This is a genomic window from Clostridium sp. C2-6-12, assembly GCF_009928485.1.
Lineage (GTDB): Bacteria > Bacillota > Clostridia > Clostridiales > Clostridiaceae > Clostridium.
Map to the genome: position 1 here is coordinate 19,561 of NZ_JAABNP010000002.1, position 20,593 is coordinate 40,153.

Consider the following 20,593-nt stretch of genomic DNA (forward strand, 5'->3'; position numbering starts at 1 on the left):
AATTATAATGGCAAATCACATTATTTCATATACTTATCTACCAATTCGTAACATCTTTCTCTTGTTGATTTTACTAAAGATCCCTCATATAAAACTTTTTCCATAGAACCACCAGCCATTTCTTCTGAATCCTTTTTTGCTTTAGCATCTCTATCCTTTATCCATTGGATTTCTTCATTTTGTAGCTTTTTCATATCACTTTGGGATAATTGACCTTTTAATATACCATATATCTTATTTAATTCATCATCCCATTCTTTATGTTCTTTAATTTCTTCTTGATACATATCATTGGTAGGAGCAGCAGCAGCGTCAAATCCATCAAAAACTAATTGAATTTTGTCTAGTTTTTCTTTATATTTCTGTTTTTCAGTCTTTTGATTATCATTATTGTTTTCTGGATTAGTACTAGATTTATAATCATTTATTACCGCTTCAATATTCCCTTCAGAAAATTTATACCAAACCGCATCCTTTTTTTCCTCTTGTGCTTTAGTAAACGCATTATATGCTTCTTGTGTAACAGGTTTATTATCAATAAAGTATGTTTGTGTCGCTACATTATCTTTATTCTCTGTATCATGATAACCTAATATGTGTGCTTCACTAGAATTTGCTTCAAAACTTAATTTCATATATCCATTGTTAAATGCACTATTGGAATAACTCATTGTTCCATCTGTTTTAAGATTTCTAAAACCTCTTTGCACTTGAATATTTCCATTAACTTTATCATTCATATAATGCAAAACTTCGTAAAACTCTACATGATTGTCAACTTTTAATTCAAGAACAACTTCAGGTATTTCATCATTATCCATATCAAGTACTGTAAAACGGCTTAATGTAAATACAGTTCCATAAATCTCTTTATTAGTTAAAAAATCATTTATGTAAACATTTTTATTATTATCATTGCTAAAAAATTCTGCTTTATTTAGTAATACTTCTTTATATGCATCCAATGCTAAAGCCTTATTATCTTTAGACGTTAACTGAGTTTTCGTACTTTCACTTTTGCTATCTGGAGTTGAACTGCTTGTATTATTTGAACAAGCAGTAAGGGAAATACTTAACAGAAAGGCAAGAAATAAACCTATAATTTTAGATTTCATATAAATCGCTCCTAATAAAATGTGATTAATTTACCTAAGAATAAGAGAATGATAAACTAATATTTTATCCTAATCTCCTTATCTTTTTTAGCTGGACCACCTTACATAATGCAGGTTGGTATAGGGTCATAGCGCTAACTTTCTACCCTAACGCTTAATAATATTGATGTCTAATTTAACAATTATAGTATATAATACAAATTATTTATATACTATAGTTTTTCGAAATTATCCATGTCCAAGATTATTTATACTAATCTCGACCTTCATAAAATATTTTTTATTTCCATATAGAATATACACACTATTATCATATATCCTATATATATAATATTTCAAACCTAACCCAAACTTTCCTCTCACCAAGTTCTCCACAACTGTAAACTGTTAACTGCTAACTGACTCAAAGGGTGGTGTTTTTATGAATTTTGAATACATTGAACAACTAGTTACCAACTGCAAAAATAATGATGAATCTTCAAAAGAAAAATTAGCAGAAGAATTTAAGCCCTTCATACATAATCTCTCTAAAAGAACTTTCATAGACAGATACGAAACACAAGACATTCAAAACCAATGCTATGAAACTCTTTTTAAATGTGTTTCCTTATACAATTTAGAAAAGCATAGATTTGTTGCCTATGCAATGAATGGAATTAAAAATAATCTAAATGATCTTATCAAAAGAGTTAGAATAAGAAACTCCACTGATGGCAATGATGCACTTAGTCTTCATGCAGATGTTGAAGCAGAGTTACTTTCCCCAGATATTAGCCTAGAAGATTCATTTTTTCAATATTGTGATTATGAAGAACTTAAATTAGCGCTTAATAAATTAACTGAAGAAGAAAAGAAATTTATTGATTTCGTATTTTATAAAAATAACACAATTAGAACTTATTCTTATTTAAAAAATATGTGCTATTCAACTGCTTGCCAAAGACGTGATGCTATTTTAAGGAAACTTTTAATATCTATGACTCAGCCTCAATAAAATTTATTTGCATAAAAATATCCAAGGTTAATCAATATTTTTAACCTTGGATCTTTTTCCTTATACATAGTTTGCTTTTTTCAAAGCAGACATAACCTTAAAATGTTTTACAAAACTTAATATAGATTTTATAACGTCATTTTTATTTTCATTAGTTTGTGATATATTGTTCATATAATCAAATCCTCCTAATTATTGATGTTTTTGTATTTGTTGTAATTTACATAATATCATTATATTAAGAGGGTTTTACTATTTAAAATCGCAGAAAAGTCTAGCACTATAAATATTTTCACATAGATTTTTAGGTGTGTAGTTTATGTAATATTATAAAATTATCATATTAGTATTTATAGCATGAAATAAAGACTATTAATATTAGGGAGGATTATTCTATGAAAAAAGAAATCAACTCGTCCAACGAGACTATTAATAAAAATCAAAAATGTGCGGCTTCTGCTATTCTTGAAAAAGATATGGCTACATCAACTTGGGATAAAAATTCAATGCCTTCAGTACGTATTAAATGGAATGGTTATGCTTTCAATGAGATTAAACTTCCTAATGGCAAAAATATTGTTATAGATCCTTATTATCACAATGTAGATAATAAATACATACTCGACAAAACAAAGACTGCTGCTGATATTGTTGATGGTTGTGATTACGTACTATTTACACATACTCACTTTGATCATAGCCAAGACTTTCCATATATACTAAAGAAATACCCAAGTGTTCCAGTTGTAATGCCTGAATCAGCTATAAGTTCCTTTAACTACGTCTATGAAATAGGTAGTATAAATTATAATGTTCAAGGTGTTTCAAACAATGATAAACTTGAATTTCCTGATTTCACACTTGAAACCTTCTTTGGCAAGCACACAACTAGAAAGTATATATCTAAAGACCCTAAAACTGTTTCAATTTACTTCAACAAAGATGGACAATTTGATTCTTTTAGGTTTGAATTTTTTGAGACAGGCTGTATTTTATTGAACTATAAAATAACTACAAAAGAAGGCTTTACTATTCTTATTTGGGGTGGGCAAATACCATCCGAATATAGAAAATATAATTATATAGGAACTAATCCTGATTTAATGTTCTACCAAATGGCTGCTAATAATTTAGGTGATGGAACTACCTTCAATACAAGTAATAGAGAAAATCCAGAGGCTACTATGCTTGGAGATTTCATAGCTTCTGTTAATCCTAAAGCAGCCGTTCCTTATCATCAAGAAAAATTTAGTATGAGTGATCTTAATTCTATTAGTGAGCAATGTGCAAAGCGAGGAAACTTGAAAGGAACCACAACAAGTTTTGTTTCACCAGAAACCCATAAGTGGTATCGCTTCACTAAAGATTCATCTAACAATGTAACTGTCACTTCCGTAGAAAAATAGAAGCAAGATAAATACCATAATATGAGCAAAGCTTGGATTTGTTATTGATAATAATATTTCTCATAAGGTAGCATGATAAAAAGGCAATAACCACTTGAAGTGCACATGAGCACTCCAATATGGTTATTGCCTTTAAAAAACTACTCAATTTCTTGAACAGATAATATAATTTGAATTAATGTTTTTTTCTTTTTCTATTGTACTTATTTTCAAGTTGAGATGATCTATCTATATAATTAGTGTGAAGTACGTTATTAGCTTTTTCTCCATCAGGCTCTCCCATATAATTCTTATACATATTCTGAAGATTTTCATTTTCATCTGAAATTCTTATTGTTGAGCTTTTATCAATGTTTTTTAAAACATCCGTTCTTAGTCTTACATAACTTTCTTCTAAAGGTTTATTTGAAGCTTTATCATAATAGTTCATTTTTATTGCCATAGCTCTGCATATATTGCTACATAATTGACATCCAACACATTTATCCATTTGAACTTCCGCTCTTCCTTGTGCATTGTATTGTATAGCTCCAACTGGACAATTTTCTATGCAAGTACCACAGGCTATGCATAACTCTCCATTAATATGAGATTTCTTTTCTATTCTTGGAGTTCCTCCTCCATTTATACATCCACCTGGACATGCCATAACTTCAATAAATATATAATCTTTCCATTTTCCACTGGTTAAAAATTTTTCAATTTCTTTTAAGCTATTTACAATTGCAACCTTATAATTTTGTCCTCCAAGGTTTACAGCTGCTTCTTTTATATCTTCATATCCATCTATTTTATCAAACTTAATATTTTTAACTTTTGACACATCACCTTTTAAATAATTAGTTAATGTTCTAAGAGTTGCCTGCATAACACCTCCACTTGCTCCAAATATAACTGCTGCTCCAGTATATTCTCCCATAAATTGATCTGTTTTTTCATCTGGTATTGCTGTTATATCTATTCCATTTTCTTTTAAAAGCTCTGCATATTCTCTAATGGTTAAAACTATATCAATATCTTTATAACCATTTCTCCCCATTTCTTCTCTTTCAGCTTCATATTTTTTAGCAGCGCATGGTTTTACAGATACTGTAACTATATTAGTAGGTAAAACATTATATGTATCTGCAAAATATGTTTTTATACTTGCCCCCATCATTTGCTGTGGTGACTTTGAGGTTGAAATATTACTTAATATTTCTGGATGAAAAAGTTCAGCATAGCGTACCCAAGAAGGGCAGCAAGAAGTAAACATAGGTAAATTCTCTTTATTTGCAATTCTTTTTATAAGTTCATTTCCTTCTTCTACAACTGTCATGTCAGCTCCAAAATCTGTATCAAAAACATTTTGAAATCCTATCTTTTTAGCAGATGGCGCTATTTTTCCACCTACAAATGTTCCTATTGGAAGATTAAATTCTTCACCTAGTGTTGCTTTCACTGCTGGAGCTGCTGTTAATATTAAATATTTTCCGCTGCTTAAGGCTTCCTTTACTAAAGCTAAATCATTTCTAACATTAATAGCTGTTGTTGGACATGCAAGTGTACATTGTCCACAATAAATACAGCCACTAGCCCCAAAGGTAACTTGTTTTGGATCTACTGTCCTCTTCCCATTATCAACTGCTTTTAATACAGATATCTTAGTTTCTTTAGCGCATGTAAATGCACAAGCTGTACATCCAATGCATTTTTTCTTATTTATTTGGATAATATTATCTTCCTGAGCTCTACTTTTCTTTGATTTACTCATATACATCCTCATATCTTAAATACTTACATTTAAATATATGATTTCAAATAAAATTTTTATACTAAAGACAAATATCAAATTACTCATAAACATTAATAATCTATATACCTCTATTAATAAGTTATATACCATAATATCAGCAAAGCTTGGAGTTCCATTGATAATGATGATTCTAATAAGGTAGCATGATAAAAATGTATAATTCCATTCTCCTTTGCGAAAAACTATTATGTATTCATTCTTTATTATTTTATAGTTCATTTAAATATTGGAGGGATTCTAATGAAAGAAGAAATACTTTCACAATATTCTCTTATAGTTATTGTGGTTTCAATACTTTGCGGAACTTTAGCAAGATATTTTACTCTTATAGTTGATTATAGGCAGTATCCTAGCTATCCAAATGGATATCTTATTCATTTGGTAACTGCATTTATATCTTCAGGTATAGGCGCTATTGCTATTCCTGCACTTCTTGAAAAAAACTTTGAAGCTATTACCTTTCTTGCTTTTGCTACTGAGCAATTTCGTGAAGTAAGGAGAATCGAAAAAGAAAGCCTTCAATCCCTTGATGATGTTGAACATGTATTTAGAGGAGAAGCCTACATTGATGGAATCGCCAAAACCTTTGAGGCAAGGAATTATTTTTCATTATTAGTGTCATTTATAACCAGCCTAACTATGCATATTATTCCGAAAGCCAATATCTTAATTAATATATTATGCGGAATTATATCTGCAGTTATTTCACTTTACATGCTAAAAACATTTTCAAAAGGTAAAGCTGTTGAGGATATAGCAAATATAACGCTAGGGAAAATAACTGTAAAAAACTCTGTGTTATATGTTGATGACATATTTGTAACAAATCATCTAGGAACAGATTTTTCTAGAGAATTAGTTCAAAATAGTGGTTTAGCTGCTGTTATTTATCCTAAAGAACAACATTATAACAGAATACTTAATCATAATGGACAAAGGCAAGCTATAATTTTTGAAACTTGTAGGGTTCTAGGTCTTAAAAGATATCATTACACAAAATGTGATTATGAAACAGGTAGAATTGCAATTGTAATGGTTCCAATTATTTATGATGAGGGTGCATTTATTGAAACTATAAAGAAAATTCCCCTTCTTGAAAGCATAAAAAAGAATTCTAAAATAATGAACTCTAATCCTAAGAAATAAAAGAGGTGATGTTATGGGTGCAGATTCATATAATACAGGCTACGAGATAATAGCCTATATATCTTTAAGTAAAGATAGAGCACAAAATGGTAATCCTTTAATCTTAGTTGCTCAAAATTTAGAAGAGCAAAAGCAATTAACTGAAGATATAGCTAAAGCTTTAAAAGCAGAAGTTGTCCAGCTTACTTGTGGAGATTATATGGTTATTAGCAAAAGTTAACTTAAAGTAACATTGGTATGATTATTAACTCCATAGGAATATCTTTTATAACAAAAAAATTTTTATATAACGCCATGAGTGAAATATTAAGCTATTGCTATAAAAGTATTTAGCATAAATCTAGAGAATAACTATATCCATTTTCAATATTCTCCAGAATATCTCTATGCCTAATCAGAGTATTTCCATATATAACATAGAAAAATAATTATAAGTAATAGCAGCAGAAATAATAAAGCTATATATTATTTATCATCATTTGACATACTCTCATCATTTAAATACTCTTCTACTTCTAACGATATAAATGGATAATCACAAACACCGCTAAAGGCTATGTTTATATAACCATCATTTTTAAGTGCTAAAATTGTAATTAAAGGATAATCAATTTTAGCACTATTAGTTTTTTTGCATGCAAATAAGTTAGACTTAGAAACTTCTCATCTACACCTAGCTTATTATTAATTCTCCTATATTTAAAACTATTAAATATAATTATTAAATACAATATTCATATTTTTTTGCTTCTTAAGCGGAACCATCAGCTATTGTAGATTAATAAATTAATTCATCTACAAGCTATTCTAATCCATATTGTCCTGGCTGTTCGTGTTTGTTATTAGATTTCCTTGATATATGTAATTTCCTATTTCCATATATACCTCCATAAAATACCTCAGAAACATCTGATATGTTTTGCTTTTCTAATTCACTTTTAAGCCATTTTTCGTCTACTCCTGCCCTTTTTAAGTTTTCTCCCATTACATTTCCATCTATTATTACATCTTTCATAAGACCTTCACTTGTTGCATTAATATTCATTTGTGCTGGAGTAACTGGCTTTTTATCTGCCTTAGTTAATACTGATAATTCACCATCAGTTTCCATTATTGCAAATTCCACATCTGTTAAACTAAAAGCATTTTTTTCTCTCATTTTCATCATTAACTCACCTATCGTCATTCTAGTATTTTTCATGTTTTCTTCTACAATTATTCCATTTTCAACCAAAGTTACAGGCTCAGAATTTATTAATTTTCTCATATTAAAACTTTTTATATTTAGCCAAGCGATTCCTACACTTAGTATTGATATAATTACTAATGCAGTAATAGAAGATGATGATATATTTGATAGATCTGTCATTGCATTTGCTATTAATGTTCCCATGCTTACACCTACAATAAAATCAAAAAATGTCATTTGGGATATTAGTTTCCTCCCCATAATTCTCGCTAAAATAAGAGCAAAAACATAAGCAGCTATGGATTTTAAAACCGTATTAATTATTATATTTTCCATTTAAAGACACCATCCTTATTGGTAGATTTTTATAATTAATATATAATTATGCCATATATTAACATCTGTTTTAATCATATATTTCTTTATTTCTTATTATTAGCTTTTTAAATGCTTTTATTTATGTTAAAAAGTATAAATCATCTTGAAAAATAGTAATAGAAATATTTATTTAATCATAAAAAGCCAGAAGAACTTAAATTAAAATCTTATAAGTTCTTCCAGCCTTTATTAACCCTAGTAAAAGATATGGTTATTGGAGAATTTTTTAACCTCTTATTTATTCAAGGCCATGTTCATATTCTTCAACCATGTGTTTTACCATGATTCCGCCAACATATCCATTCTGTCTTGAAGTGAGGTTTCCCTTGTCAATATTTTCATAATTCTCTAATCCAATTTCTGAAGCCACTTCAGTTTTTAATTTGTTTAAACCTGCTTTTGCCTCTGGAACTAAAGCTTTATTATGTGATGACATAGTTATCTACCTCCTTAATTTAAAATAAATTTTGTTTGGCAGTAATAGATTAACCAATATGAAAAATAATACTCTATAAAAATAATAGAAAATATAGCATTGATTTAACAAATTTCTTTTAAAATACTTATTTAAAATTTTAGTTTTTTATTACAAGATATAATATTATTAATTTTGAATAGCAATTATGAAGAGCAAATTTTATATCATATTTATTTAGCACCCTATACTCATATTATTTAAACAAACATCATACTTATTAATTATATGTTACAGTAAGTAGGTGTAAGTAATGACAGGTTTCGAAAACTTAACTCCTGAAGATATGGTGATTTTAACAAATGCGATTACTATTTCTATTGCAAAGAATAGAAATGCTGACGAATTAAATGTTCTTGGAAATTTCATTGTTGGTATAGGTTGTTTATTACTAACAATTGCCTCTCAACAAGAGTACTTAACAGTATTGCAAGAAGCTAGAAATTCTAATTCTACACAAAATAATAATAATAATAATAATAATAATAACAGTAACGGCAATAACAATAATGCTGCTGCAGCTGATGATCCAATAATCGGATAATATTTAAATAAATTTACTTTAGCAATTAATCTCAATTTTTTCTTGGAATTCATTTTTTATATTATGGCATTCTTTAAGGTTATTATCTTTCCTAAATTTTATTACATACTGTTTCATTTCCGCCCCATATTACCACGAAAATTTCTAGGATAATAGCCTTTTTCTTTCATCTTCCTTTACACTTCCAAAACATCCGAGCTTCTATCATACTTTAATCTAATAGTTATCATTATCAACTGACAATATCCATCAGTATTCACACCATGATTTTTTCTGCATATAAATATATCATATTATTAATATATTTTATCAAGTGATAGAGCTTATATTAATAACTAAGGAGGTGTTTTACATGAATGCAAAAGTTAAAGTCGCAAGATTATCTCTATTTTCAAACAGCATCCTTATAATTATAAAATTAATTGTAGGGCTTGTTACAGGTTCCGTAAGTATATTATCTGAAGCTATGCATTCTACTATGGATTTATTAGCTGCTATAATAGCATTTATTTCAGTAAAAATATCTGATAAGCCTGCTGATGACAAGCATCCTTATGGACATGGAAAGGTAGAAAATATTTCTGGAGTAATTGAAGCTCTTCTTATATTAGCTGCTTCTATTTGGATAATAATTGAAGCCATAAGAAAAATAATATTTCCTGAAACAGTTGAATCAATCAGCCTGGGATTTATAGTTATGTTTATTTCTGCTGCCATAAATTTCATCGTCTCTAGAAAACTATACACAGTTGCTAAAAGAGAAGATTCTATAGCCCTTGAGGCTGATGCCTTACATTTAAAAGCTGATGTTTATACATCATTAGGTGTTGGTGTTGGCTTGTTCTTTATTTGGATAACTAAGTCATACTACTTAGACCCAGTTGTAGCAATTTTAGTTGCAATATTTATATTAAAGGAAGCCATTGGATTATTAATATCTGCGTTCAATCCTCTTTTAGATGTTACCCTATCTAATAACGAAATTGAAATTATTAAAGATAGTATCAATAAATTTTCAGCTGCTTATTGTAATTATCATAACTTTAAAACAAGAAAGTCTGGGCGAGTTAGGTATATAGAATTACATTTGGTGTTTCCTGAAAACATGAAAATTAAAGATGCACACAATATATGTGATGATATTGAAAATGATATAAAAAAATCTCTGGATCACTCAGAAATAATGATTCATTTAGAAGCTTCAGAAAGATAAAATTATCAGCAGCCCACTTATTTTTAAAATAAAGCGATGCATTTATCCATCGCTTTACTTTCTATTATTTAAATTGAAAATGTTCATATTTAAAACCTTACAATTGCTGTCTTTAAATTAATTGTTAGAATTTAAAGGTGATTATTTTTCACCATTTTATTAATTTATTACTTAGTAGCTCACAAATTTTTTCACCACATAAATTTACAATCATATATTAAAGTTAAAATACTAAAAAGGAAAATACATGCATGACTTTATTTCTATCTGCATTATTGTTTAGCTTATCTTCCAATTTAGATAATTTAGTTGTAGGTACCGCTTATGGCCTAAAGAAAATAAAAATTGGAATACTTCCAAATCTTATAATAGCAATCATAACTTCTACAGGTACTTTTTTAGCTATGACAGTTGGAATCTATATATCAAATTTCTTACCATATTATATATCAAATAGCTTTGGTGCTGGTGTTATTATTATTTTGGGCGGATATTTTGTAATCCAAAGCAAAGCAAAACTCAAAAATAATATGCGCTCAAAAGAGCTTGCTTTAAAAGATATTAACGATATGCTTGAGTACGCGGAAAAATCGGATTTAGATAACTCTGGCGATATTAATCTCAAAGAAGCAATCCTTGTAGCATTTGCATTAACCTTTAACAACTTAGGTACTGGAATCGCAGCAAGTATAACAGGAGTTAGCATTCAATTCACTGTAATATTTACATTCATATTAAGTATGGTTACACTTAAGCTTGGTGAAACAATGGGAAATAATGTTCTAGGTAATTTCTTAGGAAAATATGCACCATTAATTTCAGGCATATTGCTAATAATACTTGGTATTATCGAATTATTTAATTAATATTCTTTTATTTATAAAGTAACTCTTGAGCTAACCATATTTAGCAAGAGTATTTTATAATACTTCATATTCTTAAGTAAGATTAATATGGCAGAACGAGAAAAGGCAATAACCACTTTGGATGAACGTAGCACTCCAATGTGGTTATTGCCTTTAAAACTACACAATTTCTTCAACAGATAATACATTTTCAATACTATGAAGCTTTAAAATATACTCTGCATGATCAATTTTATCAGCTAATGTTAAAGTCATTGTAAGTCCAATAACATGATTATCAAACTCTTTTGATTTCTTAAGTTCTATATTAGAAATCTTTGTTCCATCAGCTTTAATACTATTCATAAAGTTCGTAACACCAGTTATATGCTTAATTTCAGCATATACCTCTAATATCCTAGAATGAGTTCTTGAATACAAATCAAATTTATGAAGTACATTTAATACCCCTATTAAGAATACACATGATATAATAGCACCTTCATAAAAACCAATTCCTATTGCAAGACCCATACAAGCACAAGACCAAAGTCCAGCTGCTGTTGTAAGACCTTTAATTTCATTCTTTCCTACTACTATAATTGTTCCTGCACCTAGAAAACCAATTCCACTTATAACCTGTGCTCCCATTCTTGTTGCATCTGTATTTATTTTTAATATATCTGTCATATATTGGCTGGTTATCATGACCATGGCTGCACCAATACATACTAAAATATGTGTTCTAAGACCTGCTGGTCTTCTCTTTCTTCCTCTTTCAGCTCCAAGAATTCCTCCACAGATTGTAGCTAAAGCAAGTCTTAATATTATTGATACTGTATTAATTTCTCTTAAGTATTCCGAAACATTGTAAATTATATCTCTCATATTCTACCCCCGTTTAATCAATTAACAATGAACAATTGAGGATGAAAAGCGCATGGCTTTTCTAAACTTATTTAATTAAGTTAATTAAATAAATTTAGAATTTCATCTTCTTTTAATGTGTTTATAAAGGCTCCGACTGATAAATCATCACCTAAGATTTTATCTATTAGTTCTCTTTTTGAATCTTGAAGCTGTATTATCTTTTCTTCTATTGTTCCACTTGCAATTAGTTTAATTACTTCAACTACATTTTGCTGACCTATTCTGTGAGCTCTATCTGTAGCTTGATCTTCCACTGCTGGATTCCACCATGGATCAAAATGAATTACTATATCAGCACTGGTTAAATTAAGTCCAGTACCACCAGCTTTTAAGGAAACTAAAAATATGTTGTTTTCTCCATTATTAAATTCATCTACCATTTTCATTCTATTAATAGAGGAAACTTTACCATCTAAATATGAAAATAAAAATTCCTTTTCTTTAAGGATTTTTCCTATATTCTTAAGAACTGAGGTGAATTGTGAAAACACTAGTATTTTATGTCCTTCTTCTATACTTTGTTCTAAAAGTTCAATAAGCGCTTCTACCTTTCCACTTGTTCCTGAATAATTATCCATTGTAACAGATGGATCTAAACATATTTGGCGAAGCTTTGTTATATAAGCTAAAATTTCTATTTTACTCTTAGTAAATTCAAAATTTTCAACCTTCTTTTCGATTAAGTCCTTAACATATTTTGAATAAGTTTCATATACTACTTTTTGCTCATCACTCATAGGTACTAATAATCTTTTTTCAATTTTATCTGGTAGTTCTTTAATTACATTTTTCTTATATCTTCTTAGAATAAATGGTTTTACCAGTCTATTTAATTCTTCTAGGATTTCTGGTCCTTCTTCAAGCCTTCTATGATATCTTGTTACAAATTTCTGTTCATTATATAGATATCCTGGCATTACAAAGTCAAATATGGACCAAAGCTCCATTAATGAATTTTCTATTGGTGTTCCTGTTAAAGCAAACCTGCCTCTTGCCTTTATTTCCTTTACCCCTTGAGCACTTAGAGAATTTTGATTTTTAATATTTTGTGCTTCATCTAAAATACAATAATCAAATTCCATATCATATAGCTCTAAATCACGTCTTAAAAGGTTGTAGGTAGTTAAAATTACATCATATTCTTTATAATCTTTTATTAAAGCTTCTCTTTCTTCTGGAGTTCCATTTGAAATAGCTATTTTCATAGATGGCGCAAACTTATTAAATTCATTTTTCCAGTTGTAAATCAAAGAGGTTGGTGCAATAATAAGTGTTTTAGAATTTGGCTTTGAAAGTAAAAAAGTTATTGTTTGAAGAGTTTTACCAAGTCCCATTTCATCTCCAAGAATTCCTCCAAATCCAAGATAATCTAAAGTTCTAAACCAATTATATCCTTCTCTTTGATATTCACGAAGTGTAGCTTGAATCCCATAAGGAGGTTGAAATACTTTATCTTGAATATTCTTTAACCTTCCCTTAAGCTCTTTAATTTCATCACAGCTCTTAATAAACCTTAACTCTTTAGCTTCTAAATAATCTTCCAAATAAGCAGCTTTATTAATTGGGAATTCAATTGAATTATTTAAAAGTTCATCCTCTAAAAGCAAATTATCCATAAGTACTAAAGCTTCCTTAAGAGCTGCTTCTTCTAAATCTAAAAACTCACCATTTTCCAATTTATAATATTTTAAATTATCTCTAAAGCTTCTTAAGATCTTAGTCATTTCATCGTCTGAAATATTGGAAAGTTCAAACTTTAATTCAAAATAATCAAATTTGCCTTTTCTAACTTCTCCTTTAAAATCAGACTTTTTAATATCTCTAATTCCCTTAAATCGTTCTGAATAAAAGACTTCTCCATATCTTTGAAGCTTTTCTACTTCATATTTAAAGAATTTAAAGGCATCTTCATCGTCTCTTAAAAAGTACATTTTTCCATTAACTTCTTCAAAACCAAGACTTCTAAGTGTTCCAAAAACTTCATATTCCTTATTAGTATCTCTATAAATAACCTTGTCTGTATATTCTTCAAAATAGTTAAATTCATGTCCTTCATAAGATACCTTAAACATTAAAGTTATGTCCTTATCTTTATCAAAGTAAAACCTAAAGTTCACTGGACCTGATATTACCTTGCTTCTTATATCCCTGGACAATCTTAAGTCATCTGTAAGCTTTTGCAGAGAAGGTATTAATTCTTTTAAGATTTTAACTTCTTGTTCTTTATTAAAGGACACATTAGACATTGTATTAAAGATTTTCAAATATGGTGACAATCTTTCACATTGTTCTATTGAAGGAATATAAATTGTTGTTCCCCATAAAAACACATCTTCATCTCTTGTCAACGCTTCAGGCATTCCATTACTAGCTTCAAGCATTATAGAATCATCATTATTGGATAAGGAAAAAGGAATAGGAATATCTCCTTCTATTATTTCAGATTCTAAAATTCTATAAAAAAATCCATCTCCTAAGTAAATCCTGTTCTTTTTAATAATGTTTAAAAATTCCTTAACCATCATATCTGGAATAGTTATTAGCTTTCCATCTATTAACTTGTCTTGATGGCGCTTAAAATTTCTATCACTGGTTTCAAGATTTTTTAAGTTGTTAAGGAATTTAATTAATCTCTTATCTTCATAAGAAAAACATTGTTCCTTTATATCAAATGAAAAATCTTTACCATATTTTATTGGAACTCGATTGTAAAGTGATACTAAAAATTGATTAATATCACGAATCATATACATCTTATTACTTTTAAGACCAATTTTAAAATCAGCTTGAAGCTTAGAAGACCAATTATTTTTGCTTATGGTAATATCAATTTTAAGTTTTTCTTTATCATGCTCTCCAATTAAGGTTGACAATAGGTCTTCATAGTTACTTTTTTTCATAGTTACTTTTTTGTTTTTAGGCTCCATATTTTCAGTTATTTTATTTCTTAATTCGTCATCATGATCAATGTTGCTTAAAAATTCATAAAAGGTTGCAACTAAATGCTTACAGCAATAATTATCCTTTTTAAATTCATTTTTCTCAAACTCAGCACAGCTGCAATATGATCCAATAACGTCTTTTGTTTCATTATCTATTTCAAGCTTGCAAGAATATTCGCTAAGCAGACTTTCTGAAACAACAACCGAACGTAATTTTATATTATATTTATCAACATTCACATCCAAATCCCTAATTAAATCATTTTTTAAAACACGTTCTCCATTTACTCTAACTGAATTTGTTATGCATTTATTAAAGCCTTCTAGTAAAATTTGTTTAATCAATTAAATCACCTGCATTTTTCATAACTGCTATTCTACTGTCTTAATCTTATTTATAAGATTTACGCTGATATATTCAGATTTAGAAATTCCCTTTCTGAAATATCTTATTTGCTTATAATCAATTCCTTGAAGATTAATATCTAAAATGTCTATTCTATCACCTTTAAATATTTTAGCTTCAGGCTTTCCTTTTAAAAATATATGTACTTCCATCATATCAATAGGGATTATTGCTTAAATTCTCATAAGAATAATCCTTTTCTCCTTTCATATTAACTACTGTAATTCATGTAATAGCTTCTAATAGAACAAAAATCATTTATTAATCATTTTCACCATTTAGTTATTAGCTTTATATTCTTCAATAGCTGCTGCAATTTCATTTAAGTATTCCCATCTTTCATACTTTTCTTCTAACTCTTTTTCAGCTGCTTCTTTTTCTTTTATCAATTCATTAAGTTTACCATAATTTGAAGAGTTTTTAGCCATTTCTTTATCTAAAGCTTCTATTTTTTCTTCTAACTTAGATATATCCTCATCTATAGTTTCAAATTCCTTTTGTTCCTTGAAGGTGAACTTAGGCTTATTATCCTTTGATCTTTCTTTAGAACCTTTAGATTTGTCATCTTTATTTCTATTTTCTGTTCCACTTACGTCTTCTTGGATTTTTTCTAATTCATTAGCAATTAAGAAGTCACTGTAGTTACCATTATATTCTTTGATTAATCCGTTACCTTCGTATGAGAAAATCTTATTACATATTCTATCTAAAAAATATCTATCATGGGATACTACAATTACTATACCTAAAAATTTATCTAAGAAATCTTCTAATATTTTTAAAGTTTCAATATCTAAATCATTAGTAGGCTCATCTAAGATTAAAAAGTTAGGTGATTCCATAAGTACTCTAAGTAGATGAAGTCTTCTTCTTTCTCCACCAGATAATTTTTCTATTGGAGTATATTGCATTGTGCTGTCAAATAAGAATCTTTCACACATAGTAGATGCTGTTATTTTAGTTCCATCTTCTACAGGTATATATTCTCCGCCTTCTTTAACGTAATCAATAACTCTAAGCTTAGGATCCATATTAGTATTGTCCTGAGCAAAGCATCCTATCTTAACAGTATCTCCAATTTCAATTGTACCACTATCTAAAGGAAGTTTACCTCTAAGTAAGTTAACTAAAGTAGTTTTCCCTGCTCCATTTTCACCAACAACACCAACTCTGTCTTCTCTTAAAAATATGTAATTAAAGTCCTTAATTAAAGTTTTATCACCAAAAGCTTTGCAAACATCATATAATTCAACAACCTTTTTACCTAATCTAGTACCAACAAAAGAAATATCAACATCGCCTTGTCTTCTTATAGTTTCAGTACTTACAAGCTCATCAAATCTTTGAAGTCTAGCTTTTTGTTTAGTTGTTCTTGCCTTTGCTCCACGTCTTACCCATTTTAATTCATTTCTTATTAATGCATTTCTTTTATCTTCTTGAACCTGTTCAGTTTCAAGTCTTTCGATTTTCTTTTCAAGGAATGCTGTATAGTTACCAGGATAAGTATACAGATTACCTCTATCTAACTCAATAATCCTATTAGTAACCCTGTCTAGAAAATATCTATCATGGGTAATCATAAGTAGTGCGCCTTTTCTTCCATTTAAAAATTCTTCAAGCCATTCAATGGAATCAGAATCCAAATGGTTAGTAGGCTCATCTAAGATTAAAAGATCGCATGGTGTTATAAGAGAACATGCAAGAGCAATTCTCTTTTTTTGACCTCCAGATAAATTTCCTACTTTATCATGAAAGTTCTTAATTCCAAGCTTAGTTAATATTGTCTTAGCTTCACTTTCTAAATCCCATAAGCTTAAAGAATCTATTTGTTCTTGAAGCTTTAATAATTCTTTATTTAAATTTTCAAATTCCTCTAAGCTGCAGGAATTGATTCTTTCTAGTAAATCTTCATATTTTCTAAGGAGCTGCATTTCTTTAGTGTCTCCTTTAAAAACCTGTTCTAAAACTGTTGCTTCAAAATCGAAATCAGGATTTTGATCTAAATATTCAATTCTAACATTTTTACCTTTTATTATGTTACCTTCAAAAAATTCTTCACGTCCAGATACAACTTTTAAAAAGGTAGATTTACCTGCACCATTTATTCCAATTAAACCAATTTTATCACCATCATTAATTCCAAGTGATACATTGTTTAATAATACTTTTTCACTATAACTTTTATTTATATTCTCTAAAGTAATTATATTCATTTATTTTTTTCTCCTTCATCAATTGTATACTCCTTATTTTAACACATGAAGCCCATAATCCAAAATGAAAGCGCAAAACTATTATTAAACTTTTTAATTCTTAACTTTACTAGATAATATTATTCAGAAACACATACTGCAATATATGTTTTTCTATTGAAAGATAATGCTGATAAATTACAGTGTTAAAATCGGAATTATGATTATGCACTAACCAACCAAATTTGACATAGTTTAGTTTACATAATAATTATTATATAAACTAAATTCGACTTCCCTTGTATATGATATATGTCCATTAATAGTTTATTATGTATATATCAACTATTTTTCACTCAAAATATATGTTAATTATCAATATACCTATAAACAAAGGAGCAGATATAATTCAATATCCACTCCCTTTACTTAATTTATTTCTTTAACTAAATTTTCAATATACCTATAAGTGCTTTTTACTTCAATAATTATAACTAATCATTATTATTTAAATATTCCGATTTTAATATAGAGTAATATTTACAATCAACAAAATTACCTTTGCTATCTTTTACTACATTCCTTAAAGTACCTTCATAAGCAAATTTACATTTCTTAAGTACCATTCCTGAAGCTATGTTATCTATATGTCTTCTAGCTGTAATTCGCTGAAAATTCAATTCTAAAAATGCAAATTTAATAATTTCATTTAATACTTCTGTCATTACACCTTGATTCCAAAAGCTTTTACCTATACAATATCCTATTTCACAGTTTTCATTATAGTTATCTAAGTTCATAAGATTAATGCTGCCAATAACTTTATTTGTAGATTTATCTTCAATTGCCCAATTATAATATTCATTACTCTTATAAGAATTTTCCCAAAAGGTAACTATCTTATTGGTTTTTTCCATACTATAATGCTCTTCCCAGGTTAGGTATTTTGTAACCTCTTTATCACGTGCCCAATTGTAATACATATCTGGAATATCTTCTAATGTAAATGGCCTTAATATAAAGTTGTTGGTGTCTAAAACTACAGTGCCTTTATGATTTAACATTAAAGTTCTCCTAAAATTAAAATCAATCTTAAACGATTATATCCTTATATTATTTTACACCATAATCATTAGAGTATAAACAACTTTGTTGTCTAATTTTACTATAAATCACAAAAATATTAATAACTATAGCTTTTTTTAATATTAATTGTTTGAATAATATTCTTATAAATTTCATATGAAATAAATAAATTATTATTTTCGCCAGAACCTATTTTTATTTCAGGTCTATTACCTCCATGATAATCAGTTCCTCCAGAATATATCATATTATATTTATTAATAATATAGTCTAAAAAGATGTAATCTTCTTGTGTATAGGAGGGATAATACTTCTCTACACCATCTAAGCCTAGATCAATTAAATTCTTTATTTCCTTTTCTATTTTATGATTATTAAGTCCGCCAAAGCCAATAGATTTATTGTAATGTGCTAAAAATGATACTCCACCAGCTTTTTTTATTATGTTAATAGAATCTTTCACTTTTATAAGTTCTCCTTCTTTATAAGGAATTGGATCTAAATATTTGTCCCAAATTTCCTGAGGAGAATTACAAATACTATTTTTTATAAAATATCTATAAATATCATATCTATCTAAATATTTACTTAAGGAATTTCTTTTAAGTTCATCAATTGATATATTTATACCTTTTTTATTAATTTCCATTAATATATGTTTTATTCCATCTTCTCTTGCTCTTTTCATATTATAAAAAGCTTCTAAAAAATCTTCATTTTCAATATCAATTCCTAAGCCTAAAATATGAAGTATCCTTCCATCTTTATATAAAGAACTTATTTCTATTCCACTTAAAAAATCAATATTGTTTTCTTTTGCATATTTAGCTGCTTCTTTAATACCAGCAATATTATCATGATCAGTTAAAGCTATGGCTTTTATATTTTCTAAAGCAGCATCTTCTATTAATTTTTTAGGTGTGGAAGCTCCATCAGAGATATTCGTATGAGTATGTAAATCTATTTTATAATCCATATTTTCACCTTCTAAAATTATCTATTATACTACACTAAATCAACAACTTGAAAGCCTTCCTCTTGAGCCTTTTCAATAAAATTATCACCATCAATGTGAATACAATAAACTTGCTTTCTATATTGTTTTGGAACTAATTCACTTAATACCCTAAGAGATGTATGAACATTTCCTTCTCCATCATTTAAACAGGTATCATGATAAACAATATTTCCTTCTGCTAAAAAAGGAATCATATTAAAATTAGTTTCATAGGTATCTCCACTGTAAAAAATACTGTTTCCATAATCAAATTTTAGTAAAAATGAATATGTATTAAGTGTTTTTACATGCTTTGTAATTGAAGCATTTAAAGTTAAGTTAAGTTCATTAATTCTTATATTATTTGTATTATATACACTAAAACTTTCTCCTTCAACAGCACCAGTTAGCTTTAAAAAAGCTGCTATTTTTTCTTTTTCATGAAAATATATATTTGTTCTAATCTTTTGCTTCCAATAGCAATAACCTACGAAACTCCCCAGTGAACCTACATGGTCAGAATGCATATGAGTAATAAGTACATGTACATTTTTTATTCCTTCAATTAAATTCTTTATTACTATCTTTTGAAATATTCCTTCTCCACAATCTATTAATAATAAAGTATCATCAATTTTTATATAACCGCAGGTATTTCCTTCTATGACGTTATATCCAGAACCTCTGCCTAAAAATTCTAATTTATTCATTTCACTTATCCCTCACAAATAATCTTATTATTGGATATCATTAACAATATACGACATTATTTATAATAAGTAAAGCCACTATAAATTAATATATATTTTATTGCAAGTATTTTTTAATTTTTCTGAATATTTTGCATTTTTCATTGACAACTATAAACTTTTTTTAATATAATTATTTTAACTTAATAAAGTATAAACTTTGATAAGGAAGAGTACATATATTATTAAAA

Annotated in this window: 18 protein-coding genes and 1 other annotated feature (1 of these 19 cut by a window edge); of the genes, 7 read left to right on the forward strand and 11 right to left on the reverse strand. The window is 28.1% G+C overall.

Features of this window, described 5'->3' with window-relative positions; translation table 11 throughout:
• Positions 1-20 precede the first annotated feature (20 nt).
• Positions 21-1,115: a lysozyme inhibitor LprI family protein gene (locus GXK56_RS01700; protein ID WP_160684074.1), complete on the reverse strand. Its 1,095-nt coding sequence runs from the start codon at positions 1,113-1,115 to the stop codon at positions 21-23.
• Between the two features lie 421 nt (positions 1,116-1,536).
• On the opposite strand from GXK56_RS01700, the gene GXK56_RS01705 reads away from it, so the two are divergent.
• Entirely contained in the window at positions 1,537-2,109 is a 573-nt protein-coding gene (locus GXK56_RS01705) for a sigma-70 family RNA polymerase sigma factor (RefSeq protein WP_160684077.1), read from the forward strand.
• A 395-nt stretch (positions 2,110-2,504) separates the two neighbouring features.
• Entirely contained in the window at positions 2,505-3,515 is a 1,011-nt protein-coding gene (locus GXK56_RS01710) for an MBL fold metallo-hydrolase (RefSeq protein WP_160684080.1), read from the forward strand.
• A gap of 175 nt (positions 3,516-3,690) precedes the next feature.
• On the opposite strand, the gene GXK56_RS01715 is transcribed toward GXK56_RS01710, so the two are convergent.
• A complete protein-coding gene (locus GXK56_RS01715) occupies positions 3,691-5,268 on the reverse strand; it encodes a [FeFe] hydrogenase, group A (protein ID WP_160684083.1) in 1,578 nt (525 codons plus the stop codon).
• 282 nt (positions 5,269-5,550) lie between these two features.
• On the opposite strand from GXK56_RS01715, the gene GXK56_RS01720 reads away from it, so the two are divergent.
• Both GXK56_RS01720 and GXK56_RS01725 read left to right on the forward strand, forming a co-directional pair.
• The gene (locus GXK56_RS01720; RefSeq protein ID WP_160684085.1) at positions 5,551-6,456 is read left to right on the forward strand and encodes a YIEGIA family protein; all 906 of its coding nucleotides are present in this window, start codon (positions 5,551-5,553) and stop codon (positions 6,454-6,456) included.
• A 13-nt stretch (positions 6,457-6,469) separates the two neighbouring features.
• Positions 6,470-6,676: a hypothetical protein gene (locus tag GXK56_RS01725; RefSeq protein WP_160684088.1), complete on the forward strand. Its 207-nt coding sequence runs from the start codon at positions 6,470-6,472 to the stop codon at positions 6,674-6,676.
• A gap of 582 nt (positions 6,677-7,258) precedes the next feature.
• Here GXK56_RS01725 and GXK56_RS01730 read toward each other — a convergent pair.
• Positions 7,259-7,981: a DUF421 domain-containing protein gene (locus GXK56_RS01730; protein ID WP_160684090.1), complete on the reverse strand. Its 723-nt coding sequence runs from the start codon at positions 7,979-7,981 to the stop codon at positions 7,259-7,261.
• 280 nt (positions 7,982-8,261) lie between these two features.
• On the reverse strand, positions 8,262-8,459 hold the full coding sequence (locus tag GXK56_RS01735) for an alpha/beta-type small acid-soluble spore protein (RefSeq protein ID WP_160684092.1): 198 nt from the start codon (positions 8,457-8,459) through the stop codon (positions 8,262-8,264).
• Positions 8,460-8,751: 292 nt separating this feature from the next.
• On the opposite strand from GXK56_RS01735, the gene GXK56_RS01740 reads away from it, so the two are divergent.
• The 3 genes from GXK56_RS01740 (at position 8,752) to ytaF (ending at position 11,121) form a co-directional block, all read left to right on the forward strand.
• Positions 8,752-9,042 carry a hypothetical protein gene (locus GXK56_RS01740; protein WP_160684095.1) on the forward strand — a complete coding sequence of 97 codons (291 nt, stop codon included), beginning with the start codon at positions 8,752-8,754 and terminating at the stop codon, positions 9,040-9,042.
• 352 nt (positions 9,043-9,394) lie between these two features.
• The gene (locus GXK56_RS01745; protein WP_160684097.1) at positions 9,395-10,255 is read left to right on the forward strand and encodes a cation diffusion facilitator family transporter; all 861 of its coding nucleotides are present in this window, start codon (positions 9,395-9,397) and stop codon (positions 10,253-10,255) included.
• A 251-nt stretch (positions 10,256-10,506) separates the two neighbouring features.
• Positions 10,507-11,121, forward strand: coding sequence for a sporulation membrane protein YtaF (gene ytaF, locus GXK56_RS01750; protein WP_160684100.1), 615 nt, complete (start codon positions 10,507-10,509; stop codon positions 11,119-11,121).
• Between the two features lie 159 nt (positions 11,122-11,280).
• On the opposite strand, the gene GXK56_RS01755 is transcribed toward ytaF, so the two are convergent.
• The 7 genes from GXK56_RS01755 to GXK56_RS01785 all read right to left on the reverse strand — a co-directional run bounded on the left by GXK56_RS01755 (position 11,281) and on the right by GXK56_RS01785 (position 20,363).
• Entirely contained in the window at positions 11,281-11,988 is a 708-nt protein-coding gene (locus GXK56_RS01755; protein WP_160684102.1) for an MgtC/SapB family protein, read from the reverse strand.
• 80 nt (positions 11,989-12,068) lie between these two features.
• The gene (locus GXK56_RS01760; protein WP_160684105.1) at positions 12,069-15,317 is read right to left on the reverse strand and encodes a DEAD/DEAH box helicase; all 3,249 of its coding nucleotides are present in this window, start codon (positions 15,315-15,317) and stop codon (positions 12,069-12,071) included.
• A gap of 27 nt (positions 15,318-15,344) precedes the next feature.
• Entirely contained in the window at positions 15,345-15,530 is a 186-nt protein-coding gene (locus tag GXK56_RS01765; RefSeq protein WP_160684861.1) for a hypothetical protein, read from the reverse strand.
• 126 nt (positions 15,531-15,656) lie between these two features.
• Positions 15,657-17,591, reverse strand: a complete 1,935-nt coding sequence (locus GXK56_RS01770; RefSeq protein ID WP_160684108.1) for an ABC-F family ATP-binding cassette domain-containing protein — start codon at positions 17,589-17,591, stop codon at positions 15,657-15,659.
• 473 nt (positions 17,592-18,064) lie between these two features.
• On the reverse strand, positions 18,065-18,634 hold the full coding sequence (locus tag GXK56_RS01775; protein ID WP_202127805.1) for a GNAT family N-acetyltransferase: 570 nt from the start codon (positions 18,632-18,634) through the stop codon (positions 18,065-18,067).
• Positions 18,635-18,753: 119 nt separating this feature from the next.
• Entirely contained in the window at positions 18,754-19,632 is an 879-nt protein-coding gene (locus tag GXK56_RS01780; RefSeq protein ID WP_160684111.1) for a PHP domain-containing protein, read from the reverse strand.
• A 29-nt stretch (positions 19,633-19,661) separates the two neighbouring features.
• On the reverse strand, positions 19,662-20,363 hold the full coding sequence (locus GXK56_RS01785; RefSeq protein ID WP_160684114.1) for an MBL fold metallo-hydrolase: 702 nt from the start codon (positions 20,361-20,363) through the stop codon (positions 19,662-19,664).
• Positions 20,364-20,553: 190 nt separating this feature from the next.
• Positions 20,554-20,593, forward strand: a binding site (T-box leader); it runs 215 nt beyond the window's last position.

Excerpts from the sequence above, each read along its gene's own strand:
- GXK56_RS01700 (WP_160684074.1), bottom strand. The coding sequence starts at position 1,115 with ATGAAATCTAAAATTATAGGTTTATTTCTTGCCTTTCTGTTAAGTATT.
- GXK56_RS01705 (WP_160684077.1), top strand. The coding sequence starts at position 1,537 with ATGAATTTTGAATACATTGAACAACTAGTTACCAACTGCAAAAATAAT.
- GXK56_RS01710 (WP_160684080.1), top strand. The coding sequence starts at position 2,505 with ATGAAAAAAGAAATCAACTCGTCCAACGAGACTATTAATAAAAATCAA.
- GXK56_RS01715 (WP_160684083.1), bottom strand. The coding sequence starts at position 5,268 with ATGAGTAAATCAAAGAAAAGTAGAGCTCAGGAAGATAATATTATCCAA.
- GXK56_RS01720 (WP_160684085.1), top strand. The coding sequence starts at position 5,551 with ATGAAAGAAGAAATACTTTCACAATATTCTCTTATAGTTATTGTGGTT.
- GXK56_RS01725 (WP_160684088.1), top strand. The coding sequence starts at position 6,470 with ATGGGTGCAGATTCATATAATACAGGCTACGAGATAATAGCCTATATA.
- GXK56_RS01730 (WP_160684090.1), bottom strand. The coding sequence starts at position 7,981 with ATGGAAAATATAATAATTAATACGGTTTTAAAATCCATAGCTGCTTAT.
- GXK56_RS01735 (WP_160684092.1), bottom strand. The coding sequence starts at position 8,459 with ATGTCATCACATAATAAAGCTTTAGTTCCAGAGGCAAAAGCAGGTTTA.
- GXK56_RS01740 (WP_160684095.1), top strand. The coding sequence starts at position 8,752 with ATGACAGGTTTCGAAAACTTAACTCCTGAAGATATGGTGATTTTAACA.
- GXK56_RS01745 (WP_160684097.1), top strand. The coding sequence starts at position 9,395 with ATGAATGCAAAAGTTAAAGTCGCAAGATTATCTCTATTTTCAAACAGC.
- ytaF (WP_160684100.1), top strand. The coding sequence starts at position 10,507 with ATGACTTTATTTCTATCTGCATTATTGTTTAGCTTATCTTCCAATTTA.
- GXK56_RS01755 (WP_160684102.1), bottom strand. The coding sequence starts at position 11,988 with ATGAGAGATATAATTTACAATGTTTCGGAATACTTAAGAGAAATTAAT.
- GXK56_RS01765 (WP_160684861.1), bottom strand. The coding sequence starts at position 15,530 with ATGGAAGTACATATATTTTTAAAAGGAAAGCCTGAAGCTAAAATATTT.
- GXK56_RS01770 (WP_160684108.1), bottom strand. The coding sequence starts at position 17,591 with ATGAATATAATTACTTTAGAGAATATAAATAAAAGTTATAGTGAAAAA.
- GXK56_RS01775 (WP_202127805.1), bottom strand. The coding sequence starts at position 18,634 with ATGTTAAATCATAAAGGCACTGTAGTTTTAGACACCAACAACTTTATA.
- GXK56_RS01780 (WP_160684111.1), bottom strand. The coding sequence starts at position 19,632 with ATGGATTATAAAATAGATTTACATACTCATACGAATATCTCTGATGGA.
- GXK56_RS01785 (WP_160684114.1), bottom strand. The coding sequence starts at position 20,363 with ATGAATAAATTAGAATTTTTAGGCAGAGGTTCTGGATATAACGTCATA.